A 19,752-nucleotide genomic window follows, 5' to 3' on the forward strand; every position below is an offset into this window, starting at 1 on the left:
GCCTGTCACGCTGTCGAGTATTACCCATCGCGCGCAACTCGTCAGGTCCAGCCGTACCCTGGCGGCATGCCCCGGTACGAGTTCCGTTGCCGCGCGTGCGGCAGCACCTTCGAGGTCAACCGTCCGATGGCCGAGTCTTCCTCGGCCGCGACCTGCCCGCAGGGTCACGCCGACACGGTGAAGCTGCTTTCCACCGTCGCGTTCACCGGCCGGGGTGGCACAACCGCTGGCAGCGGCCCGGTTCCTGCCGGTGGGGGCGGTTGCTGCGGCGGCGGCTGCGGTTGTTGACGTACGACCGAAACCCGGCTTTTGCTGGTATTTGAGGCTGTTTCTGGGCAGATTCCGCTCGGGCCGATCATCCGTAAGGCTCCGAGATCTGACCTGTCGTGCCACAACCGGGGCCACCCGTTGTCGTTACGCCACCCGTAGCATCGCCCCCGTACGCCGCACGTCGAACACCGGTCGATGACATCGTCCCAGGCCCTGGCGTCTGGGACGGAGTCTTGCCGTCCTTTTCTACGATGCGCGGACCGTGGGGCGTACGGAAGCATGAAGCCGACTTCCATGGGGGCGGAGGTTCACCGTGTCGGCACGGAATCACCTGCCGAGTGGCCTGGTGACTTTCATGTTCACCGACATCGAGGGCTCGACGAGGTTGGCCCAGATGCTCGGTCCGGGCTACCGCCCGGTGCTCAGCGAGCACCGGCGGCTGCTGCGGTCCATCCTGTCCGCCAGCGAGGGCATCGAACTCTTCACGGAGGGTGACTCCTTCTTCGTCGCGTTCGCCGACGCGGCCGCCGCCCTCGACGCCTGCCTCGGCGCCCAGCGGGCGCTCGCCAGCCACGACTGGCCGAGTCCCGAGTCGGCACCCCGGGTCCGGATGGGACTGCACACCGGACACGCGGTGCCACTGTCCGGTGAGTACGCCAGCCCCGAGGTGCACCGCGCCGCCCGGATCGCCGCCGCCGCCCACGGCGGCCAGGTGCTCTGCTCGGGCGCGACCGCCCAGCACGCCGCGCCGCTGCCGGTCGGGGTCTCCCTGCTCGACCTGGGCCTGCACCGGCTGCGCGGCTTCGACGACCGGGAGCGGCTGTTCCAGCTGGTGGCGCCCGGGCTCGAACGGCAGTTCCCGCGCCCGCGCACCGCCGACGCCGTACCGCACAACCTGCCCACCCAGATCACCTCGTTCGTCGGGCGGCAGGCCGAACGCGCCGAACTGCACGAACTCGTCGCCGAACAGCGGCTCGTCACGGTGGTGGGCGCCGGTGGCGCCGGCAAGACCCGGCTCGCCGTCGAGCTGGCCGGCGGTGTCGTGGAGTCGTACCCGGACGGGGTCTGGTTCGTCGACCTCGCCCCGGTGACCGATCCCGGCCTGGTCGCCTTCGCTATCGCCGCGGTCCTCGGGCTGCGGCCCGAGCCCGGCCGGCCGATGGTCGACACGCTGGTCGAATACGCCGCCGCGCGCCGGATGCTGCTGCTGCTCGACACCTGCGACGCCCAGCCGGCGGCGACCGCCGAGGTCATCTCGCGGCTGCTCACCGGTGGTGGCGGCGTCCGGGTGCTCGCCACCAGCCGGGAACCCTGCGGCCTGCCCGGCGAGGTGGTCTGGCGGATACCGCCGCTGTCCGCCGACCCGGGACCGGACGGCGGCCCGAGCGAGGCGGTCGCGCTGCTGCTCGCCCGGACGGTGGCGGCGCGCGGCGGCCGGCGGGCCGGCGTGGTCGAGACCGACGACCTGCGGCGGGTGGTCAGCCGGCTGGACGGGCTGCCGCTCGCCATCGAACTGGCCGCGGCCCGGCTGCGGGTGCTGTCGGCCAGCCAGCTCGCCGAGCGCCTCGACGATGTGCTCGGCACCCTCGACGCCGGCCGCGACGAGCCGGTCGGCGCCGCCTCGACCGACGGCCGGTTCGTCGCCAGCCAGGTCGACACCATCGACCTCGGCGGTGCCGGAGCGGTGGCGCCGGCCGTCCACGGCCGTACGGCCACCCAACGGCACGTCACCATGCAGGCCACGGTCACCTGGTCGTACCGGACGCTGGGGCCGCGCGCGGCCCGGCTGCTGCGCTGGCTCGCGGTCTTCTCCGGGCCGGTCGACCTGACGACGGTGGAGTGGCTGTTCGACGACGACGCCCTGGACCCGCTGGCGGTGCTGGTCGACAAGTCGATGCTCCAGGTCGAGCCGCACGCGGCGGGCAGCACCTACCGGATGCTCGACCCGATCCGGGCGTACGCGGCCCGCCGGCTGGTCGACGCGGGCGAGGAGCGGGCCGCCCGGGACCGGCACGTGGCGTGGTCGCTGCACGCGTTGCAGCGCGCCCACCTGGGGTCGGACGGCCGTCCGGTGACGCTGTCGCTCTACAGTCTCGACCCGCTCGCCGACGAGCTGCGCGCCGCGTTGCGCTGGACGGCGACCGGGGGCAGCGCCCGGCTGGGGCTCCAGATCGCCAGCGGCCTCGACCAGTGGTGGCGCGAACGTGGGCTGGCCCGCGAGGGCCGGCTGTGGCTGTTCCGGCTCTACGGACGGATCGCCGAGACGGGGGAGCGGATTCCGGAGGCGGAGCTGGCGGCGGCCTACCACATGCACTCGCTGCACGCTGGCGCCGACGGCGAGTTCGCCGAGGAACTGCGCTTCTCGCAGCAGGCCGAGGCGGCGGCGCGGCAGGCCGGCGACGCGGCGTTGCTGGCCCGGGTGCTTTCCGGGCGGGCCGCGCCGCTGGTCGACATGGGCCGGCTGGGCGAGGCCGAGCAGATCTGCCGCGAGCTGCTCGACTGGGCCGGCCGGGAGGGCGTGACCGGGGAGACCCTTTTCGCCGTCTACGGCCTCGCCGAGCTGCTCTGGCAGCGGGGGGCGCTGGACGAGGCGGCGGAGCTGCTGGGCGCGGCCCGCCCGGTCGAGGCGTCCCGACCGGTGGAGCGGGGCCGGCGTACGGTCGACATGCTGCTCGGCATGGTCGCGCTGGCCCGGGGTGACCTGGTCGCCGCGCACGACCACCTGGTGGTGGCGTTGCGGTCGCGGATGCTGCACGGTTTCCATCGGCGGACCTGCGACGCGCTCAACGCGATGGCGGTCCGGTGTGCGCTGGGCGGCGATCCGTCGACCGCCGCGCTGCTGTTCGGCGCCGCCCAGGCCAACCGGTCGGTGCTGCGTACGACGGCGGGCATGTTCGGCGGCTACTGGGCGCAGCAGCAGGCCGACCTGCGGACCGTGATCGGTGACGGGGAGTTCGACCGGGCCTACGCGCAGGGGGCGAAGCTGTCCCTGGAGGAGGCGGTCGAGCTGGCACTCGGGATCGAGCATCCGGATCTCGCCGCCGGGTCGAGCCGGTTCGCGGCCGGCGCGGGGCAGTTTCCGGGGCTGCCGCCGCGGTTGCCGGCCGAACCGGCGCCGCACCGGTCGGGAGCCTTCGGGTACGTCTCCGACGTGTCCCGTGAGGTCCTCGACCGGCGCGAGCTGCCGTGAATCAGCGGGCGTCGGCCTGGGCCATCCGCTTCTCGCCGGCGGCCTTGAGGCTGGCCGCCTTGTCCAGGTCGGCCTGGCTCAGGACGACCTTTCCGAAGGTCCGGACCGCCTGGTAGTAGGTCCAGGCCAGGCTGGTGCAGGCCGGCCGCACGAACGAGTTGTACGTCGCGCAGACCCGCTTGAGGTCCTCGTAGAAGGCGCTGTCCAGGCGGGCCTTGTGGGTGGAGAACTGGCCGACCGCCTTGTAGTTGCGGTAGCCGAAGTCGTGCCGGTAGCACGACAGGTTGAACGTGAAGCCGAGCGGGTTGTCCGGGCTCGACGAGCAGTAGTCGGTCGTCCAGTTGAAGTTGTACGCGGCCCAGGCGCCCTGGTTCAGCCGGGCGGAGTTCCACGAGTTGTAGCTGCTGGCGCTGGTCTGGGTGAAGCTCGACAGGACGGAGAGCTTCTGGGCCTGGGTGACGGCGGCGGCCGGGGTGGACATGCCGATGGTCGTCAGGACGGCAAGGGTGGTGCCGGCGAGAATCGTCAGAAGCCGACGTCGCATTGCGTACCTCCGGGGGAACGGGAGAGCCCGTCGTTCGGGCGGGGCGGTCAGCCCTGGTGACCGGTGGGTAACCAGGGGGTCACCAGTCTCGGGGGATAGGCTGGCGCCGATGTATAGGCGAAGTAGATCTTTTGCGTCTTCCGGGTAAACGGACAGATGCCCCGGAATCAATGTGATCCCGGGGCATCCGGTCCAGCGATGTGTCCGATTTGCCTAGTCAGATCGGCGGTCTGCCTGGTCTGGCGGGCAGTGGTCGGTCAGGTCAACGGACGACGAACCGCGGCGGGCTCGGGATGCTCTCGTTGTAGAGCCGGTCGAGCGTGCTCACGTAGTAGGTGTAGCGCTGACCCGGCACCGCCGTCGGGTCGACGTAGGACTGGGTGCCGGAACCGGTGGCCCGCAGCGTGGCGACCAGGTTCGAGGCGTCGGCGAAGTCGCAGGCGGCCGGCAGGCCGAGACCGTCGAAGCGGTACACGGCATACGACGTGGCCTTGCCGAACGGCCCGACCCCGTCGGCCGGCTGCCGCCAGCTCAGCTTGACCCCGTCGGCCTGCCGGGTCGCCCCGGTCACCACCGGGAACATCAGCGGGCGGCTCGGCAGGTGGTCCATCGTCGGCACCAGCGCCGGCCGCGAGTAGTGCTCGGCCGCGTAGATGTCGGCGGAACCGAGCCGGTTCGCCCGGACCTGCACCGCGCTGAAGTGGATGTTGCCGGCCACGTTCGGGTAGTCGCGGTTGAAGGTCAGGTGCTTCGACATCTCCCGCGGGTCCTGCCACGCCGCCGGCTGGGCCGGATCGGCGATCTTGTAGTCGGCCTGACCGATGTAGAGCTGCACGTCGGTGCCGTCGACGACGTCCGACCACCACGGCACCAGCTTGGCGTAATCGGCGACCGCGAGGCCGATGTTCCAGTAGACCTGCGGCACGATGTAGTCGATCCACTCCTCCTTGACCCACTTGCGGGTGTCGGCGAAGTTGGCGTCGTACGACTGCGAGCCGCTGGTCTCCGAGCCGAGCGGGTCGGCCGCCTTGTTGCGCCAGATGCCGAACGGGCTCACGCCGTACTTCACCCAGGGCTTGGCGGCCTTGATCTTCTCGCCCATCTCCTTGATCAGGAGGTCGATGTTGTTCCGGCGCCAGTCAGCCTTGTTCGCGAACCCGTCGCCGTACTCCTCGAACGTCGCCGCGTCGCCGAAGTCCTGGCCGGCGGCCGGGTAGGGGTAGAAGTAGTCGTCGAAGTGCACGCCGTCGATGTCGTACCGCAGCACGGCGTCCATCATCGCGGTCTGGACGAACGCACGGACCTCGGGAACGCCCGGGTTGTAGTAGAGCCTCGACCCGGCGGCGTTGACCGGGTAGGCAACCGTCCAGTCCGGGTTCTGCCGGGCCGGGTGGCCCGGGGCGAGCTTGTCCAGGTCCGCGCCCGCGCCGTCCGGCATCGAGATCCGGTACGGGTTGAACCAGGCATGGAACTCCAGGTTGCGCTTGTGCGACTCGGCGACCAGGTAGGCCAGCGGGTCCCAGCCCGGGTCCTGGCCACGGGTGCCGGTCAGGAACTCCGACCAGGGCTCGTGCGGTGACGGCCAGAAGGCGTCGGCGGTCGGGCGGACCTGCACGACCACGGCGTTGTGGTTGAGTCGCTCGGCGAGGTCCAGCCAGCCCTGGAACTCCGCCTTCTGCGTGGCGATCCGGTCCGGGGCGGTGTACGAAGCCTTGGTCGGCCAGTCGATATTGACCACGGACGCGATCCACATGGCTCGGAACTGGCGTTTCGGGGTTGCCGGATCGGTCTCGCAGCCGGCGTTCGAGGGGGTGTGGGTCACGACCGGCGCGGCGCTCGCTGGGGTGGCGGCGACCGCGAGCGAGCCGAGCAGCGCCACGGCCAGCCCGGCGGCTCTGAGTCGATGTGCCTTCATGCGGTGCGTCCCTTCGTTGGGGCTCCCGTGTCCTGTGTGGGCGCGGTGACCGCGGACGGGGACGGGCCGGGCGGTTCCGGCAACATCCGTCGCTAGCGATGCATCGCTAGAAGGAAATTTTCACAAGTGCCCGGCGAGCGCAAGACCCGACTCGGCCCGGCCTTCCGCCACCGGGCCACCCGCCCCCCGCTATGTTGTGGACGTGCACGCCGACGAAAGGGCGGGGCGAGACCAGCAGTGATCCACTTTCCCGCCATCAACAAAGGCCCGCTGCGCGCCCTCAGCCTGCGGCTCGCCGCCGCGATCGGCCTCGTCCTGGCCATCGTCGCCGTCGTGTACTTCGACCGCGACGGCTACCGCGACGTCAACGAGGACGAACTCAACCTCATCGACTGCTTCTACTACGCCGTGGTCACCCTCTCCACCACCGGGTACGGCGACATCACCCCGATCACCGACACCGCCCGCCTGGTCAACGTTCTGGTGATCACGCCCGCCCGGGTGCTCTTCCTGATCATCCTGGTCGGCACGACCCTCGAGGTCCTGACCGAGCAGTACCGCACCAACCTGCGCCTCACCCGGTGGAGGAAACGAGTGAAGGACCACGTCATCATCTGCGGCTACGGCACCAAGGGGCGCAGCGCCATCAGTGCCCTGCTCGAGAACGGCGTCGACAAGCAGCGCATCGTGGTCGTCGAGCGCAACGCCACCGGCGTACGGCAGGCCACCGCCGCCGGCCTCGTCGCCATCGAGGGCTCCGCCACCCGCTCGTCCACCCTCAACGAAGCACACGTCAAGAACGCCAAGGCCGTCATCATCGCCACCAACAGCGACGACGCCGCCGTACTCGTCGCCCTGACCGTCCGGCAGCTCACCGCCGGCCAGGTACGGATCATCGCCGCCGTACGGGAAGCCGAGAACGCGCCCCTGCTCAAACAGAGCGGCGCCCACCACGTCATCGTCTCCTCGGCGACCGCCGGTCGCCTGCTCGGCCTGTCGACGTCCGCCCCGCCACTCATCGACGTCGTCGAAGACCTGCTCACCCCGGGCCAGGGCATGGCACTGGCCATGCGCTCGGCCGAACGCGCCGAGGTCGGCTCCTCCCCCCGCGACCTCGACACCCTCGTCATCGCCCTCGTACGGCGTGGCAAGGTCGTGTCGCTGGCCGAACCCGGCGCCACCGCCATCGAAACCGGCGACCTCCTGGTGTACGTCCGCGACGACCGGAGTTGACCGGCCTCGCTGGCTTGTTGGTCCTCGCTTCGCTCGGACGGCTCGCTCCGCTTCGCGCCGCCTGAATGCACCGTCTTCGCCCTGCGGGCCGCGACCGCTTCGCGGCGCGGTCCTCGGGCTCCGGACGGTGCGGCGGCGCTCGGTCGACTCGCGACGTGAGTTGCGGTCACACCTGTCCGCCGATTGCTTCGCCGATCTGTGTCTGGTTGGGACGGGGGCGCGGGTCAAGAGGCTGTCCGAGTTCGGTGGTCGGGCGGTCGCGCCCAAGCCGACCCGACAGTCCGGCCGGCTGGCGAGGTGAGCGCGGGCGGGATTGTTCCGGCCGGATAACCCCGCCCGCGCTCAGTTCGTCCTGCGGGATATTCGTCCAGCGGGGCGATATGCGCGGAAAGTCCGCCTGGGCGGGGAGTGGGTCGTGGAGCCACGTGGTTGATCTGGGCGGGAGGAACCTTATCGAGCGTGGATAAGGTTCCTCCCGCCCAGATCAACGAGGGTGATCACCAACGACGCTCCCGGCCAGGTGGCTCCGGCCACCGTCCGACGGAAGCTGCGAAGCGTCCGGCTGCCCGTCGGCCGTGCCGACCACCAACCGCAACCCGCCGGCGAAGCAATCGGCGGACAGGTGTGACCGCAACTCACGTCGCGAGTCGACCGAGCGCCGCCGCACCGTCCGGAGCCCGAGGACCGCGCCGCGAAGCGGTCGCGGCCCGCAGGGCGAAGACGGTGCACTCAGGCGGCGCGAAGCGGAGCGAGCCAGCCCTCGCGGAGCGAGGGCCGGCCAGCTCAGCCAGCCGAGCCGAAGGCGAGGCCAACCAGCTCAGCGGGTGCGGCGGCGCATCAGGACGGCGGTGACGGTGCCGGCCACGATGAAGGTGAGCAGGACACCCAGGATGATCAGAAATGGGCCGGCGGGTAGGCCGGCGAGGTAGACGGGCTCGGTGCGGTAGACGACGTCGCGGTGGTCGTCGTCCGCCCCGGCGGCCACGAATCGGTAGTCGTCCGTGATCGACTCGGGGGACTCGATGCGCTGGTCGAAGCGGGTCAGGAACCTGCGGCCGTCGACCAGGCCGGCGAGTGTGGTGCCGGCGACGGCTTCGGGGCCGATCCAGCCGGCGAACCGTACGTGCGAGTCGGTGGGCCCGACCGGACCGGCGCTGCGGACCCGGTGGTCGGTCAGCACGTAGAGCCGGACGCTCTGCGCGTCGCGGGCGAGGGCGGTCAGCCGCATCGGGTAGACGATCTCGGCGCTGGCGAAGCTGACCCGTAGCGGGGGCAGCTGCCGGCTGAGCCGCTCCCGGTCGTCGGGGGCGGTCAGCTTCACCGCCACGTAGCGCCAGCCGGCCGCCGCGTACGGGGCGAAGCCGCCGGCGAGCGCCGGATCGAGGCGGTAGCCGTGCCCGTTCAGCCAGTTGGCGAGCGCGTCGCCGTCGGTGGCGGCCAGGGTGGTGACGTCGTACGGGCCGATGGTGATCTGGTCGAGCACGGTCGCGCCGTCGCCGGGCGCGCTGCCGGCGGTGGCGCCGCCCCGGCCCCAGGGCGGGAACCAGTCGCGGACCACGACGGTGCGTGGCCGGGTGAGGACGGCCAGGTCGGCGAAGAGGTCCTCGGGGCCGAGTTCGAAGGACGGGTCGGCCGGTACGGGCAGGATCCAGGCCGCGTCCCGGGGCTCGTCGGTCATGGTGAGCCCCATGACGATCTCTTCGGTCTGGCCGTCGTGCCGGATGAGGGCGGTTTCCTCGTTGACCCGTACGCCCTCCTGGGTGACGACGGCCCCGCAGGCGCACGCGGCGGCTGGCGGGACGACGAGGAGGATGCCGGTCAGCGCGAGGATGGTAAGCAGGGCGAGTCGACGCACGACGCCACGCTGCCACAGCGGGGCAACCGCCGTCGATCGGCGGTCGCCCCCGTCGTTGCGCGGGTTACAGGATGGTCCAGGTGTCGCCGCTGCCCAGCAGGCCGGCGAGCTGCTCCTCCGGGGTGCCGCTGGCGCCCGACACGGCGGTCGCCAGTTGCTCCTGCACGACGCTGTCGTAGGACGGCCGGTCGACGTTGCGGAACACGCCGATCGGGGTGTTCCGCAGGGCGAAGCCGGGCAGCCGGGACAGTGCGAAGGCGTACGCCGGCTCGGCCACCGTCGCGTCGTGCACCACGATGTCCTCGGCCGGGGTGGAGGCGGTGTCGCGGACCTCCAGACCGAACGCGCCGGGCGGGTGTACGACGCAGAACTGGCCCTCGCGACCGAAGGTGATCGGTTGCCCGTGCTCGAGCCGGATCAGGTAGTCGTCGCGGGTCTCCGGCTCCTTGAGCTGGTCGAACGCGCCGTCGTTGAAGATGTTGCAGTTCTGGTAGATCTCGACGAACGCCGAGCCCTGGTGCTCGGCCGCCGCCCGCAGCACCGACTGCAGGTGCTTGCGGTCGGAGTCGATGGTGCGGGCCACGAACGACGCCTCGGCGCCCAGCGCCAGCGAGAGCGGGTTGAACGGGGCGTCGGCCGAACCGACCGGCGTCGACTTGGTGATCTTGCCGACCTCGGAGGTGGGCGAGTACTGCCCCTTGGTCAGCCCGTAGATCCGGTTGTTGAACAGCAGGATCTTCAGGTTGACGTTGCGGCGCAGCGCGTGGATCAGGTGGTTGCCGCCGATCGACAGGGCGTCACCGTCGCCGGTCACCACCCACACCGAAAGGTCCGGCCGCGACACCGACAGGCCGGTGGCGATCGCCGGCGCCCGCCCGTGGATCGAGTGCATGCCGTACGTGTTCATGTAGTACGGGAAACGCGACGAGCAGCCGATGCCGGAGACGAAGACGGTCCGTTCCCGCGGGATGTTCAGCTCCGGCATGAAGGACTGCACCGCCGCGAGGATGGCGTAGTCACCGCAGCCGGGGCACCAGCGCACCTCCTGGTCGGACTTGAAGTCCTTGGCGGTGAGCTTGAGGGCGACCGGCGTTGCCGCGCCGCCACCGGAGGTGTTGGCCTCAGGCATTCTTGACTACCTCTTCCAGCATGATCTCCAGCTCGGCGGCGGTGAACGGCAGGCCGCGGACCTGGTTGTAGCCGATGGCGTCGACCAGGAAGCGGGCCCGGATCACGTGCGCGAGCTGGCCCAGGTTCATCTCCGGGATGACGACGCGGTCGTAGGAGCGCAGCACCTCGCCGACGTTGGCCGGCATCGGCGCCAGGTGCCGCAGGTGCGCCTGGGCGATAGAGAGCCCGTGCTGGCGCAGCCGCCGGCAGGCGGCCCCGATCGGCCCGTACGTCGAGCCCCAGCCGAGCACGAGGACCCGCGCGTCGCCGTCCGGGTCCTCGACCTCCAGGTCCGGCACCGGGATCGACTCGATCCGCGCCGCCCGGGTGCGGACCATGAAGTCGTGGTTGGCGGGGTCGTACGAGATGTCGCCGGTCTTGTCGGCCTTCTCCAGCCCGCCGATGCGGTGCTCGAGTCCGGGCGTACCCGGGATGGCCCACGGCCGGGCGAGCGTCTCCGGGTCGCGCAGGTAGGGCAGGAAGGTCTTGCCGTCCTCGCCGTTGGGCGAGGTGGCGAACTCGACCCGCAGGTCGGGCAGCGAGTCGACCTCCGGCAGCAGCCACGGCTCGGAGCCGTTGGCGACGTAGTTGTCGGAGAGCAGGATGACCGGGGTGCGGTAGGTCAGCGCGATCCGGGCCGCCTCGATCGCCGCGTGGAAGCAGTCGGACGGCGACCGCGGCGCGATCACCGCCACCGGGGCCTCGCCGTGCCGGCCGAACAGCGCCATGTTGAGGTCGGCCTGCTCGGTCTTGGTCGGCATGCCGGTGGACGGGCCGGCCCGCTGCACGTCGACGATGACCAGCGGCAGCTCCAGCGCCACGGCCAGCGAGATCGTCTCGCCCTTGAGGGCCACGCCCGGGCCGGACGTGGTCGTCACCCCGAGCGCACCGCCGTAGGAGGCGCCGAGCGCGGCACCGATGGCGGCGATCTCGTCCTCGGCCTGCATGGTCGTGATGCCGAACCGCTTGTGCTTGCTCAGCTCGTGCAGGATGTCCGACGCCGGGGTGATCGGGTAGGCGCCGAGGAAGACCGGCAGCTTGGCGCGTACGCCGGCGGCGACCAGGCCGAGCGACAGGGCCGCGTTGCCGGTGATGTTGCGGTAGGTGCCGGGCTTCATCTGGGCCGGCTTGACCTCGTAGCGGACGCCGAAGTCCTCGGTCGTCTCGCCGAAGTTCCAGCCGGCCTTGAAGGCGGCGACGTTCGCGGCGACCAGTTCGGGCCGCTTCGCGAACTTGCGCTCGAGGAACCGCAGCGTCGACTCGTACGGGCGCGAGTACATCCACGAGAGCAGGCCGAGGGCGAACATGTTCTTGGCCCGCTCGGCGTCTTTCTTGGAGATCTGGTGCTCGGCGAGCGCGCCGACGGTCATCGAAGTCAGCGCGACCGGGTGCAGGGTGTAGCCGTCGAGGGTCCCGTCGTCGAGCGGGCTCACCTGGTAGCCGACCTTGGCGAGGTTGCGCTTGGTGAACTCGTCGGTGTTGACGATGATGTCGGCACCGCGCGGCAGGTCGACCAGGTTGGCCTTGAGCGCGGCCGGGTTCATCGCGACCAGGACGTTCGGCGCGTCGCCCGGGGTCAGGATGTCGTAGTCGGCGAAGTGCACCTGGAAGCTCGACACGCCGGGCAGGGTGCCGGCGGGGGCCCGGATCTCGGCGGGGAAGTTGGGCAGCGTGGAGATGTCGTTGCCCAGTTGCGCCGTCTCCGAGGTGAACCGGTCACCGGTTAGCTGCATGCCGTCGCCGGAGTCGCCAGCGAAACGGATGACCACCCGATCCAGTTGGCGGACCTGTTTGGTCACGAAGCTGACCTCCTTGCAAGCCGACGGCCGCGGGCCGCCCCCGGAATGGCCGACCCGCAGTCTTGTTCACCGCAAAGCGTACGTCGGATCGCCCGTCCAACCCCGCCCCGGGTCCAACGTGTGACACAGCCCTACTTCGCCGGCGGCGGATACCCACCCAGCGGCCGCCTACACGTCCGGCCCATCGAAACGCCCTGATCGCTCAGTCGGCGGCGGCGACCGGCGTCGATGCGCCCGTGCGGTCCTCGGGCCGCAGCCGGCGGCGCAGCGAGGTGGTCGCCAGGGCCAGGGCCAGCACCACCAGCAGGGAAGACACCGTGATCAGCGCGATCGCCGTCTTCTCCACCCTGGTCAGCGGGCCGGATCTCGGCGGCGCTCCCGGCGGCGGCAGGACGCCCTGCGAACCGGTCGGCCCGGCGCCGTCGAGGACCGGCGGGGTGGCGGTCGCCGCCGCGGCGACGATCCGGAAACTCATCTGCATCCGCCGGCTCGGGCCGTACGCCGCGTCGATGATGCCGATCACGGCCCCGGACAGTGGCGCGGTCCGCTGGGCCTCTGCGGTGGCGGCGACCGGCAGACGTAGCGACCCGACCCCGCCGGCCGAAACGGTCCCGAGCGCGCACCGGGTACGGGCGGCGTCGACCGCGCTGCAGTTGGCCGGTGGTGCCGGTACGGTCACGCCCGCTGGCAGGATCACCTCCACCGTGCCGGCTGAGTCCGTGTCGCCGGTGTTGCCCAGCCGTACGTCGAGCGTGCTGGACTGCCCGCTGATGTCGAAGCTGACCTCGTCGGCGTCGAGGGACAACCCGACGGCCGGCGGGCCGGGCGGGAAGAGGACCGCGAAGCCCTCGTCGTCGGAGACGGCGGGCAGATCCGGGTTTCCGGGGGCGGTCGCGGTCACCCGGACCGATCCGCTGAGCGGCATGTGCCGCCAGGCGTCCGGGGCGATCCGGAGCCGGATGAGCGTCGTCCACTGCGCGCCGGGGTCGGCCGTCCACGCGCCGCAGGCGTGGCCGTCGCCGGCCGGTGCGCACCCGGCGGTGCCGTCGTCGGACACCCCTGCCGGCAGCCGGTAGCCCAGTCGCATCACCTGCCGGGTCCCACCGGTGTTGGCCACCGTCACCCGCAGGTCGGCGACGGCCCCTCCGCCCGTCCAGTAGGTGGCGGTCAGCGGTAGGTCGCCGGTCGAGACGTGGACGCCGAGCCGGGGCCGGCCGGGCAGGTCGGGGCCGGGCGGTGCGGTCTTCGGCGTTCCGGCCGGGGGCATGGTGGCCGGGGGCTCGGTCGGCGGCGCCCCGGTCGGTGACGCCGGGGTTTCGGCCGCCGGCGGGGTGGCCGTCGGCTCCGGTACGGGTGACGCGGACTCGGTGGCGGCCGGTGCCGAAGGGGTGGGCTCCGGCCGCGGTGTCTGGTTTTCGTCCGGCTCGGTCGCGGCGCGGGCGGCAAGCACTCGGGCGGCACCCGCGCGGTCGCCGTCCGTGGGGTCGGCGGCCCCGGCCGGGACCGGACCGGTCACGAGCGCGAGCAGGGCGACGAGCCCCGCGGCGCCGGCCCGGGCGAGTACGGGCCCTGCCGTGACGCGTGACATCGAACCTCCGGGGCGGTGGGCTGCCAGGATCGGCGATGCTTGCACTTGTGCACTAGTCCCCGTGCGAAACAAATCCGTAACAGCGAATCGTGCCGCAGGTGGGCGGCGATCGTTGTCGTTGATCGGTCACCGGCGCCGGTAGGCTGCCGGCCATGAGCGGATACCTGGGGTCGTACGCGACGCTCGGGCTCCTGTTGCTCGCCAGCGTCGTCGTGTTCGTCGGCGCCTTCTCGGCGAACCGGCTGCTGCGTCCGGCGCGGCCCGCGGAGCCGCCCGGCAAGCGGGAGACGTACGAGTGTGGGCTCGACCCGGTCGGCGGCGACTGGGCGCAGGTGCAGATCCGCTACTACGTCTACGCCTACCTCTACGTGCTGTTCGCCGTCGAGGCGGTGTTCCTCTTCCCGTGGGCGGTGGTCTTCGACCGTCCGGGCTTCGGGCTCGTCACCGTCGCCGAGATGGCGATCTTCGTGGCCGTCCTCGCCCTGGGCATTCTCTACGCCTGGCGCAAGAACATCCTCCGCTGGACCTGATTCTCTTATCGGGCAAGGCGGACAGGGGGTGCTCGCTCAGGCGAGCGCCCGCCGCGACATCGCCGGTGGCCGGTCACCACGGATCGACGCGACCATGTCCAGCACCCGCCGGGTCTCGCGTACCTGGTGGGCCCGGAAGACCCGGGCACCCAACCAGGCCGACACCGCCGTTGCCGCCAGCGTCCCCTCCAGCCGCTGGTCCACCGGCAGGTCCAGGGTCTCCCCGACGAAGTCCTTGTTGGAAAGTGCGACGAGCAGCGGCCACCCGGTCGCGGCCAGCTCCGCCAGCCGTCGGGTGATCTCCAGCGAGTGCCGGGTGTTCTTGCCGAAGTCGTGCGCCGGGTCGATGAGGATGCCGTCCCGACGTACCCCGAGGTCGGCGGCCCGGTCGGCGAGCCGGGTGACGGTCGAGACGACGTCGGCCACGACGTCGTCGAAGGCCGCCCGGTGCGGCCGGGTCCTGGGGCGCAGCCCGCCCGCGTGCGAGCAGACCAGCCCGGCACCGGTTCGGGCGGCCACCTCGGCCAGCTCCGGGTCGGCCCCCGACCAGGTGTCGTTGAGCAGGTCGGCGCCGGCCGCGACGGCCTCCACCGCCACCGCCGCCCGCCACGTGTCGATCGAGATCACCACGTCCGGGAAGGCGGCCCGTACGGCGGCGATCGTGGCGACCGTACGGCGGATCTCCTCGGCGACGTCCACCTGCTCGCCGGGGCCGGCCTTCACCCCGCCGATGTCGATGATGTCGGCGCCGTCGGCGACGGCCGTCTCGACGGCCCGCAGCGCCGCGTCCGCCGCGAACGTCGCACCCCGGTCGAAGAACGAGTCCGGCGTACGGTTCACGATCGCCATGACGGCGAGTTGCCCGGGCCCGAACGTGCGTGCGCCGAGCCGTAGCGTTCCCGGCATCCGGACCTCCTTGATCACCGTCGGCTGGCCGTCCCCGACGCTAGACGACGCTGACCGTGCCGGGGCATCCGACCGGTCCCCCGGCGCCTCCTTGATCGACAACTGTGAAGGCCCGGCTGGCCCGCGCCGGCACGCTCGGCTTTCGCCGGTCCGGCACCCGCTCGTGGGGTGGCGGGGTCGCCCCGCACCGGTCGCACGTGCCACGATCCTTGTCATGGGTCAGTTTCTGCTCCTTCTGGTCGTGGCGTTGACGGTCGGTGCGGTCGTCTTCGGCGTGACGGTTCTCGTCTCCGGTGGCGACCAGGGCCTCGCGCCCGCCGAGCCGGACGGTCGCGCCGTCCCGTTACCCGGCACCCGGCCGCTGATCGAGGGCGACGTCGCCGAGGCCCGCTTCGACACCGCCCTGCGCGGTTACCGGATGGAGCAGGTCGACCAGGCGTTGCGTCGGGCCGCCTACGACATCGGCTACAAGGACGAGCTGATCGGTGTGCTGGAGGCCGAGGTCATCGCGTTGCGCGACGGCCGCACGGCTGACGCCGACCTGCTGCGTCAGGCCCGGGAGGCGGCGCTCGGTCCGGCCGCGGCCGGCGGCGCCGGCGCCGGTGCCACCGTGCCCGGCTCCGGTCTCGCGAAGGCCGGCTCCGTCGACGCGGGCCAGTCCGGGGCAGCCGCTCCGAAGGGTGCCGTGGCGCTCCTCGACCCGCCGGCCGACCGGACCTCGACCGGCGACGCCGGCCCGTCCGCGGCCGCCGATGACGTCGCCGCGTCGACCCCGGCCGGGGCCGGCGGCACCGCCGACACCGACGCGATCGCGGCCAACCGCTCCGGCGACACCGACGAGGACGCCGCCGGCAAGGCCGCGGCCAGCGAGGACGCCGGCGGCAGGGCCACGGCCGACAACGGTACGTCCGGCGACGACGCCACGGGTGCCGCCCGTGACGACACCGCCGACGCCCGCGCCGCCGAGGCGACGGAAACCGGTCCTGACCCGGCTGACAGCGGCAGGGCTGCCGTGGACCGCAAGTGAGTGGATCCGGCGACCCACAGGAGGCGGCGCAACCGGGGGCAGGGGAGGTCACGGCGACCGTCATCGTCAACGCCCCCGCCGAACGGGTCTACGCGGCCTTCACCGCCTGGGATCGGCAGTCCGACTGGATCCCGTTCACCACGGTGCGGGTGATCGAGGGCGACGGCGGCGAGGGCAGCCTGATCGAGGCGGTCACCGCGGTCGGCCCGGCGGTGCTCCGCGACCGGATGCGGGTCGCCCGGCTCGATCCGCCTTACGAGGTCCAGGTCGTCCACCTCGGACGGGTGCTGCGCGGGCCGGGAGTGCTGCGCTGCACCCAGATGGAGCACGACCGCACCCAGGTGGTCTGGCACGAGTGGTTCCACCTGCCCGGTGGTGTGGCGGGGCGGGTGGCGTGGCCGGTGATGTGGCCGGGGTCCAAGGTCAGCCTCACCCGGGCCCTGAAGAAGTTCGGCCGGCTCGTGGAGACCGGCGTCCTGCCCTGACCGCAGCCGTCCGACCCGGCGTCGACATTCCCGCCGGCGGCAGCCCCGTGGCACGCAGCACGCACCCGCGGGCCACGCACCCCCGGAGCACCCGCGGCGCACGCGTCTGCCCTGAGCACGGCTTCGGGCCGGTGTCGTGGCGCCGACCTAGAGTGGTCCGGTGACAGACCTGGTGATCGGTGCCGACGGGCTCGCCCGGTGCGGCTGGGGCGGTAGCACCCCTGACTACGCGGCCTACCACGACGACGAGTGGGGGCGGCCGGTCCACGGCGACGACGCCCACTTCGAACGGCTCACCCTGGAAGCCTTCCAGTCCGGGCTGTCCTGGCTGACCATCCTGCGCAAGCGGGCCGCCTTCCGGACCGCCTTCGACGGCTTCCAGATCAAGACGGTCGCCGGCTACGACGACTCCGACGTCGTCCGGCTGCTGGCCGACGCCGGCATCGTGCGTAACCGGGCCAAGATCGAGGCAGCCATCGTCAACGCCCGGGCCGCCGCCGATCTGCCCGACGGCCTTGCCAGCCTGCTGTGGTCGTACGCGCCGCCGCCACGGGCCGGGCGTCCGGCCGGGTTCGCCGACGTACCCGCCGTGACGCCCGAGTCGACGGCGATGGCGAAGGAGCTGAAGAGGCGCGGCTTCCGCTTCGTGGGGCCCACCACGTCGTACGCCCTGATGCAGGCCATCGGGATGGTCGACGATCACCTGCTCGGCTGTCACGTCGGGCCGGCCACACGCGGCGTGATGGGATGAGGGCATGAGCGCCTGGGCGGTGACGATTCCCGAGGGCCGGTTCGCGGCCGAACGCCTTTACCACCACGAAACGCTGGAGTTGACCGGTCTCGACAGCCGGCTGCGCCCCGGCGTCGGTGACCCGGTGCTGGTGGTGAGCGAGGAGAGAAAGCCGCAGGTGGTGGCCCTCGGCCGGGTCACGCAACCGGCCGGTGCCGGGGTGCCGACCGATCCCGACGATCCGGAGTCGGACACGGGCGAGGCCACGCTGGTGGTGACGTACACCCGGCGGGCCTTCGACGAGCCGGTGCCGGCCGATCCGGTCGTCGTGGACGGGCCGGTGGTGGAGATCGACCGGGCGACGTACGACGAGGTCGCCGGGCGGTTCGCTCCACAGCCCGACCGGCGGACCTGGCTGGTGAGCCTGGACCTGCCGATCGAGGCGTCGACGCCGGCCGAGGCCGTCCGGATCTTCTGGTCCTACGTGGCCGAGCTGGGCCCGCGCGAGCTGCCGACGTTCGTCTCCCCGTCCAGCGACGAGTTGGCGATGCAGGCTTTCGTCCTCGGCGAGGAGGCCAACCAGGACCCCGAGGAAGACGACGACTAGCCCGCTCGCGTTCCAAGATTCGCCTGATCAGGGACCTGGCCGGGCGGGCGCGCCGACGACACGCCCGTGCCGGCCCCTGATCACCGCGATCTTGTGAGAAGTGCGGTCAGCGGCCTTCGAAGACGGGCTTGTCCTTGTTGACGAAGGCGAGGGTGGCGTTGCGGTGGTCGGCCGTACGGCCACAGATCGTCTGCGCCTCCGCCTCGGCGGCCAGCGCGTCGGACAGCGTTCCCGCGTCGCCGATGGACAGCTCACGCTTGATCGCCCCGTACGCCACGGTCGGCCCGGCCGCGAGCCGCGCCGCGAACTCCTGGGCGACCGGCAGCACCTGCTCGTCGTCGTCGACCAGCCGGGTGAGCAGCCCGAGCCGCTCGGCCTGTGCCGCGTCGACCGGCTCGGCCAGCATCAGCAGCTCGACCGCCTTGGCGTGACCCACCAGCCGCGGCAGCGACCACGAGGCACCGGTGTCGGCGGCGAGGCCGACGTTGGCGAAGGCCATCACGAACTTCGTACGCGGTCCACCGATGCGGAAATCGGACAGGAAGGCCAGGCCGGCGCCGGCACCGGCGGCCGTGCCCCGTACCGCCGCGACCACCGGCTTGGGCAGATGCGCCAGCCGGGCCGCGATCGGGTTGTAGTGCGTGCGGACGGTGTCCAGCGGGTCGGATCCGCCGGCCGTGAGGGTGTCGACGTGTTCGCGCAGGTCCTGCCCGGCGCAGAAGGCGCGGCCCGAACCGGCCAGCACCACCGCGCGGCAGCTCCGGTCGCCCTCCAGGCTGGCCAGCGCGTCCCGCAGCGCCTCCTTCAGCGCGGTGTCGAGCGCGTTGAGCGCGTCGGGCCGGTTGAGGGTCAGGGTGACCACTCCGTCGGCGCGGTCGACGAGCAGCGGCTCAGTCATGGTTCAGGTGCCCTTCTGTCGGGTCGGCCGGGTGCAGGCGTCGAGGCACTGGTCGACGTAGCGGTCCGCGGCCGGCCGCAGCCGGGCGGCGTGCCGGTCGAAGAACGCCGCGGCGCTGGTGCCGGGCCACCGTTCGGGCAGCAGCGCCGGAGGGAGCTGCGGGTCCCGGAACAGGAAGGTACGCCAGGCGTGCACGAGCCGGAACCGGGCGGCGTACGCCTCCTCGTCGTCGCTGCGTACGGTGATCGCGGCGACGAGGGGCCGCTGCTCGGCGATGAATCCCTCGTACGCCTCACCGATCTCGCCGAGGTCCCAGGCCTGGCGGACGACGGCCATCGCGCCCGTGGTGCCGGCGGCGTGGGTGGCGGTGAAGCGCTCGAACCGGACGCCGGACTCGGTCAGCACCACGTCGATGTCCTCGCCGGGCCGGGTGGCCACCCAGGTGCCCTCGGTGAGCATGCCGTAGCCGAGGAAGGTGAGGTTGGAGTTCAGCCGGAGCCGGTCGCGGCGGTTGGCGGGTACCTCTAGGGTGATCAGATCGAACCGGCCGTCCCAACCGATCTTGGTGGTCCGGTAGATCCGGGCGGCGGCCTCGTCCAAACGGCGGGCGGCCTTCGGGGTGAGTAGGTAGCCGGGTCCGGCGGAAAGTCTGAGCGGATGGAGCCAGCCCTGGCGGACCATACGGGAGACTGCGGTGCGTACGGCCGGGGGTGCGATCCCGAGCGGTGCGAGCAGCTTGACCAGCGCGGCGACCGGTGCGCGGCCACCTCTCGGGCGGAGGTGGTCGCCGTAGAGGTCGAAGAGCGCCGACCGTGCCTGCATGACCGCACATTGTGACAGCGAACGGCAGGTTATGCTAGATGTTGTCACATCAATGCTGGTTCGGTTTGGGTCCGGCGGGTTTCATCAGGGAAAATCGTTGGTCGGCACCGCGGGCCGTGTAGTGCGGTGCCTGCGAAACGAAGTGGCTGTGGGGCAACCCACCGACCCTGGTGTAGGTCTGAG

Annotated in this window: 16 protein-coding genes and 1 pseudogene; 8 read left to right on the forward strand and 9 right to left on the reverse strand. The window is 71.9% G+C overall.

Annotated elements, in window-relative coordinates:
* Window positions 1-66 precede the first annotated feature (66 nt).
* Both AB0M79_RS12155 and AB0M79_RS12160 read left to right on the forward strand, forming a co-directional pair.
* Window positions 67-288, forward strand: coding sequence for a zinc ribbon domain-containing protein (locus AB0M79_RS12155; RefSeq protein ID WP_364211416.1), 222 nt, complete (start codon window positions 67-69; stop codon window positions 286-288).
* A 295-nt stretch (window positions 289-583) separates the two neighbouring features.
* Window positions 584-3,460 carry an adenylate/guanylate cyclase domain-containing protein gene (locus tag AB0M79_RS12160; RefSeq protein WP_364211419.1) on the forward strand — a complete coding sequence of 959 codons (2,877 nt, stop codon included), beginning with the start codon at window positions 584-586 and terminating at the stop codon, window positions 3,458-3,460.
* Window position 3,461: 1 nt separating this feature from the next.
* Here the strand turns inward: AB0M79_RS12160 and AB0M79_RS12165 are convergent, their stop codons facing one another.
* A complete protein-coding gene (locus AB0M79_RS12165) occupies window positions 3,462-4,004 on the reverse strand; it encodes a phospholipase (RefSeq protein WP_357535625.1) in 543 nt (180 codons plus the stop codon).
* Window positions 4,005-4,266: 262 nt separating this feature from the next.
* Complete coding sequence (locus AB0M79_RS12170) at window positions 4,267-5,919, reverse strand: family 10 glycosylhydrolase (protein ID WP_364211422.1); 1,653 nt, start codon at window positions 5,917-5,919, stop codon at window positions 4,267-4,269.
* Window positions 5,920-6,156: 237 nt separating this feature from the next.
* Here AB0M79_RS12170 and AB0M79_RS12175 point away from each other — a divergent pair, with 237 nt between their 5' ends.
* Entirely contained in the window at window positions 6,157-7,152 is a 996-nt protein-coding gene (locus AB0M79_RS12175) for a potassium channel family protein (RefSeq protein WP_364211425.1), read from the forward strand.
* 817 nt (window positions 7,153-7,969) lie between these two features.
* Here AB0M79_RS12175 and AB0M79_RS12180 read toward each other — a convergent pair.
* From AB0M79_RS12180 to AB0M79_RS12195, 4 genes are all read right to left on the reverse strand, one after another.
* Window positions 7,970-9,007: a DUF2330 domain-containing protein gene (locus AB0M79_RS12180; protein ID WP_364211428.1), complete on the reverse strand. Its 1,038-nt coding sequence runs from the start codon at window positions 9,005-9,007 to the stop codon at window positions 7,970-7,972.
* A gap of 64 nt (window positions 9,008-9,071) precedes the next feature.
* The gene (locus AB0M79_RS12185) at window positions 9,072-10,136 is read right to left on the reverse strand and encodes a 2-oxoacid:ferredoxin oxidoreductase subunit beta (RefSeq protein ID WP_364211431.1); all 1,065 of its coding nucleotides are present in this window, start codon (window positions 10,134-10,136) and stop codon (window positions 9,072-9,074) included.
* Complete coding sequence (locus tag AB0M79_RS12190; RefSeq protein ID WP_364211434.1) at window positions 10,129-11,976, reverse strand: 2-oxoacid:acceptor oxidoreductase subunit alpha; 1,848 nt, start codon at window positions 11,974-11,976, stop codon at window positions 10,129-10,131. The genes AB0M79_RS12185 and AB0M79_RS12190 overlap by 8 nt, the downstream gene beginning before the upstream one ends.
* Before the next feature lie 202 nt (window positions 11,977-12,178).
* On the reverse strand, window positions 12,179-13,564 hold the full coding sequence (locus AB0M79_RS12195; RefSeq protein ID WP_364211437.1) for a hypothetical protein: 1,386 nt from the start codon (window positions 13,562-13,564) through the stop codon (window positions 12,179-12,181).
* A gap of 152 nt (window positions 13,565-13,716) precedes the next feature.
* On the opposite strand from AB0M79_RS12195, the gene ndhC reads away from it, so the two are divergent.
* Window positions 13,717-14,094, forward strand: a complete 378-nt coding sequence (gene ndhC, locus AB0M79_RS12200) for an NADH-quinone oxidoreductase subunit A (RefSeq protein ID WP_212826131.1) — start codon at window positions 13,717-13,719, stop codon at window positions 14,092-14,094.
* A 36-nt stretch (window positions 14,095-14,130) separates the two neighbouring features.
* Here the strand turns inward: ndhC and folP are convergent, their stop codons facing one another.
* Complete coding sequence (folP, locus tag AB0M79_RS12205; RefSeq protein WP_364211441.1) at window positions 14,131-15,000, reverse strand: dihydropteroate synthase; 870 nt, start codon at window positions 14,998-15,000, stop codon at window positions 14,131-14,133.
* A gap of 214 nt (window positions 15,001-15,214) precedes the next feature.
* Here folP and AB0M79_RS12210 point away from each other — a divergent pair.
* The 4 genes and pseudogenes from AB0M79_RS12210 to AB0M79_RS12225 all read left to right on the forward strand — a co-directional run.
* Window positions 15,215-15,562: pseudogene (locus tag AB0M79_RS12210) on the forward strand (DivIVA domain-containing protein); the annotation flags it as partial.
* A gap of 461 nt (window positions 15,563-16,023) precedes the next feature.
* On the forward strand, window positions 16,024-16,512 hold the full coding sequence (locus AB0M79_RS12215) for an SRPBCC family protein (RefSeq protein WP_364211444.1): 489 nt from the start codon (window positions 16,024-16,026) through the stop codon (window positions 16,510-16,512).
* A 160-nt stretch (window positions 16,513-16,672) separates the two neighbouring features.
* Window positions 16,673-17,263: a DNA-3-methyladenine glycosylase I gene (locus AB0M79_RS12220; protein WP_364211446.1), complete on the forward strand. Its 591-nt coding sequence runs from the start codon at window positions 16,673-16,675 to the stop codon at window positions 17,261-17,263.
* 4 nt (window positions 17,264-17,267) lie between these two features.
* The gene (locus AB0M79_RS12225) at window positions 17,268-17,849 is read left to right on the forward strand and encodes a hypothetical protein (RefSeq protein WP_364211449.1); all 582 of its coding nucleotides are present in this window, start codon (window positions 17,268-17,270) and stop codon (window positions 17,847-17,849) included.
* Window positions 17,850-17,955: 106 nt separating this feature from the next.
* On the opposite strand, the gene AB0M79_RS12230 is transcribed toward AB0M79_RS12225, so the two are convergent.
* Complete coding sequence (locus AB0M79_RS12230) at window positions 17,956-18,747, reverse strand: enoyl-CoA hydratase-related protein (protein ID WP_357535646.1); 792 nt, start codon at window positions 18,745-18,747, stop codon at window positions 17,956-17,958.
* Between the two features lie 3 nt (window positions 18,748-18,750).
* Window positions 18,751-19,569: a PaaX family transcriptional regulator C-terminal domain-containing protein gene (locus AB0M79_RS12235; protein WP_364211452.1), complete on the reverse strand. Its 819-nt coding sequence runs from the start codon at window positions 19,567-19,569 to the stop codon at window positions 18,751-18,753.
* Window positions 19,570-19,752 lie beyond the last annotated feature (183 nt).

Source organism: Polymorphospora sp. NPDC051019 (genome assembly GCF_040683055.1).
GTDB lineage: Bacteria > Actinomycetota > Actinomycetes > Mycobacteriales > Micromonosporaceae > Polymorphospora > Polymorphospora lycopeni.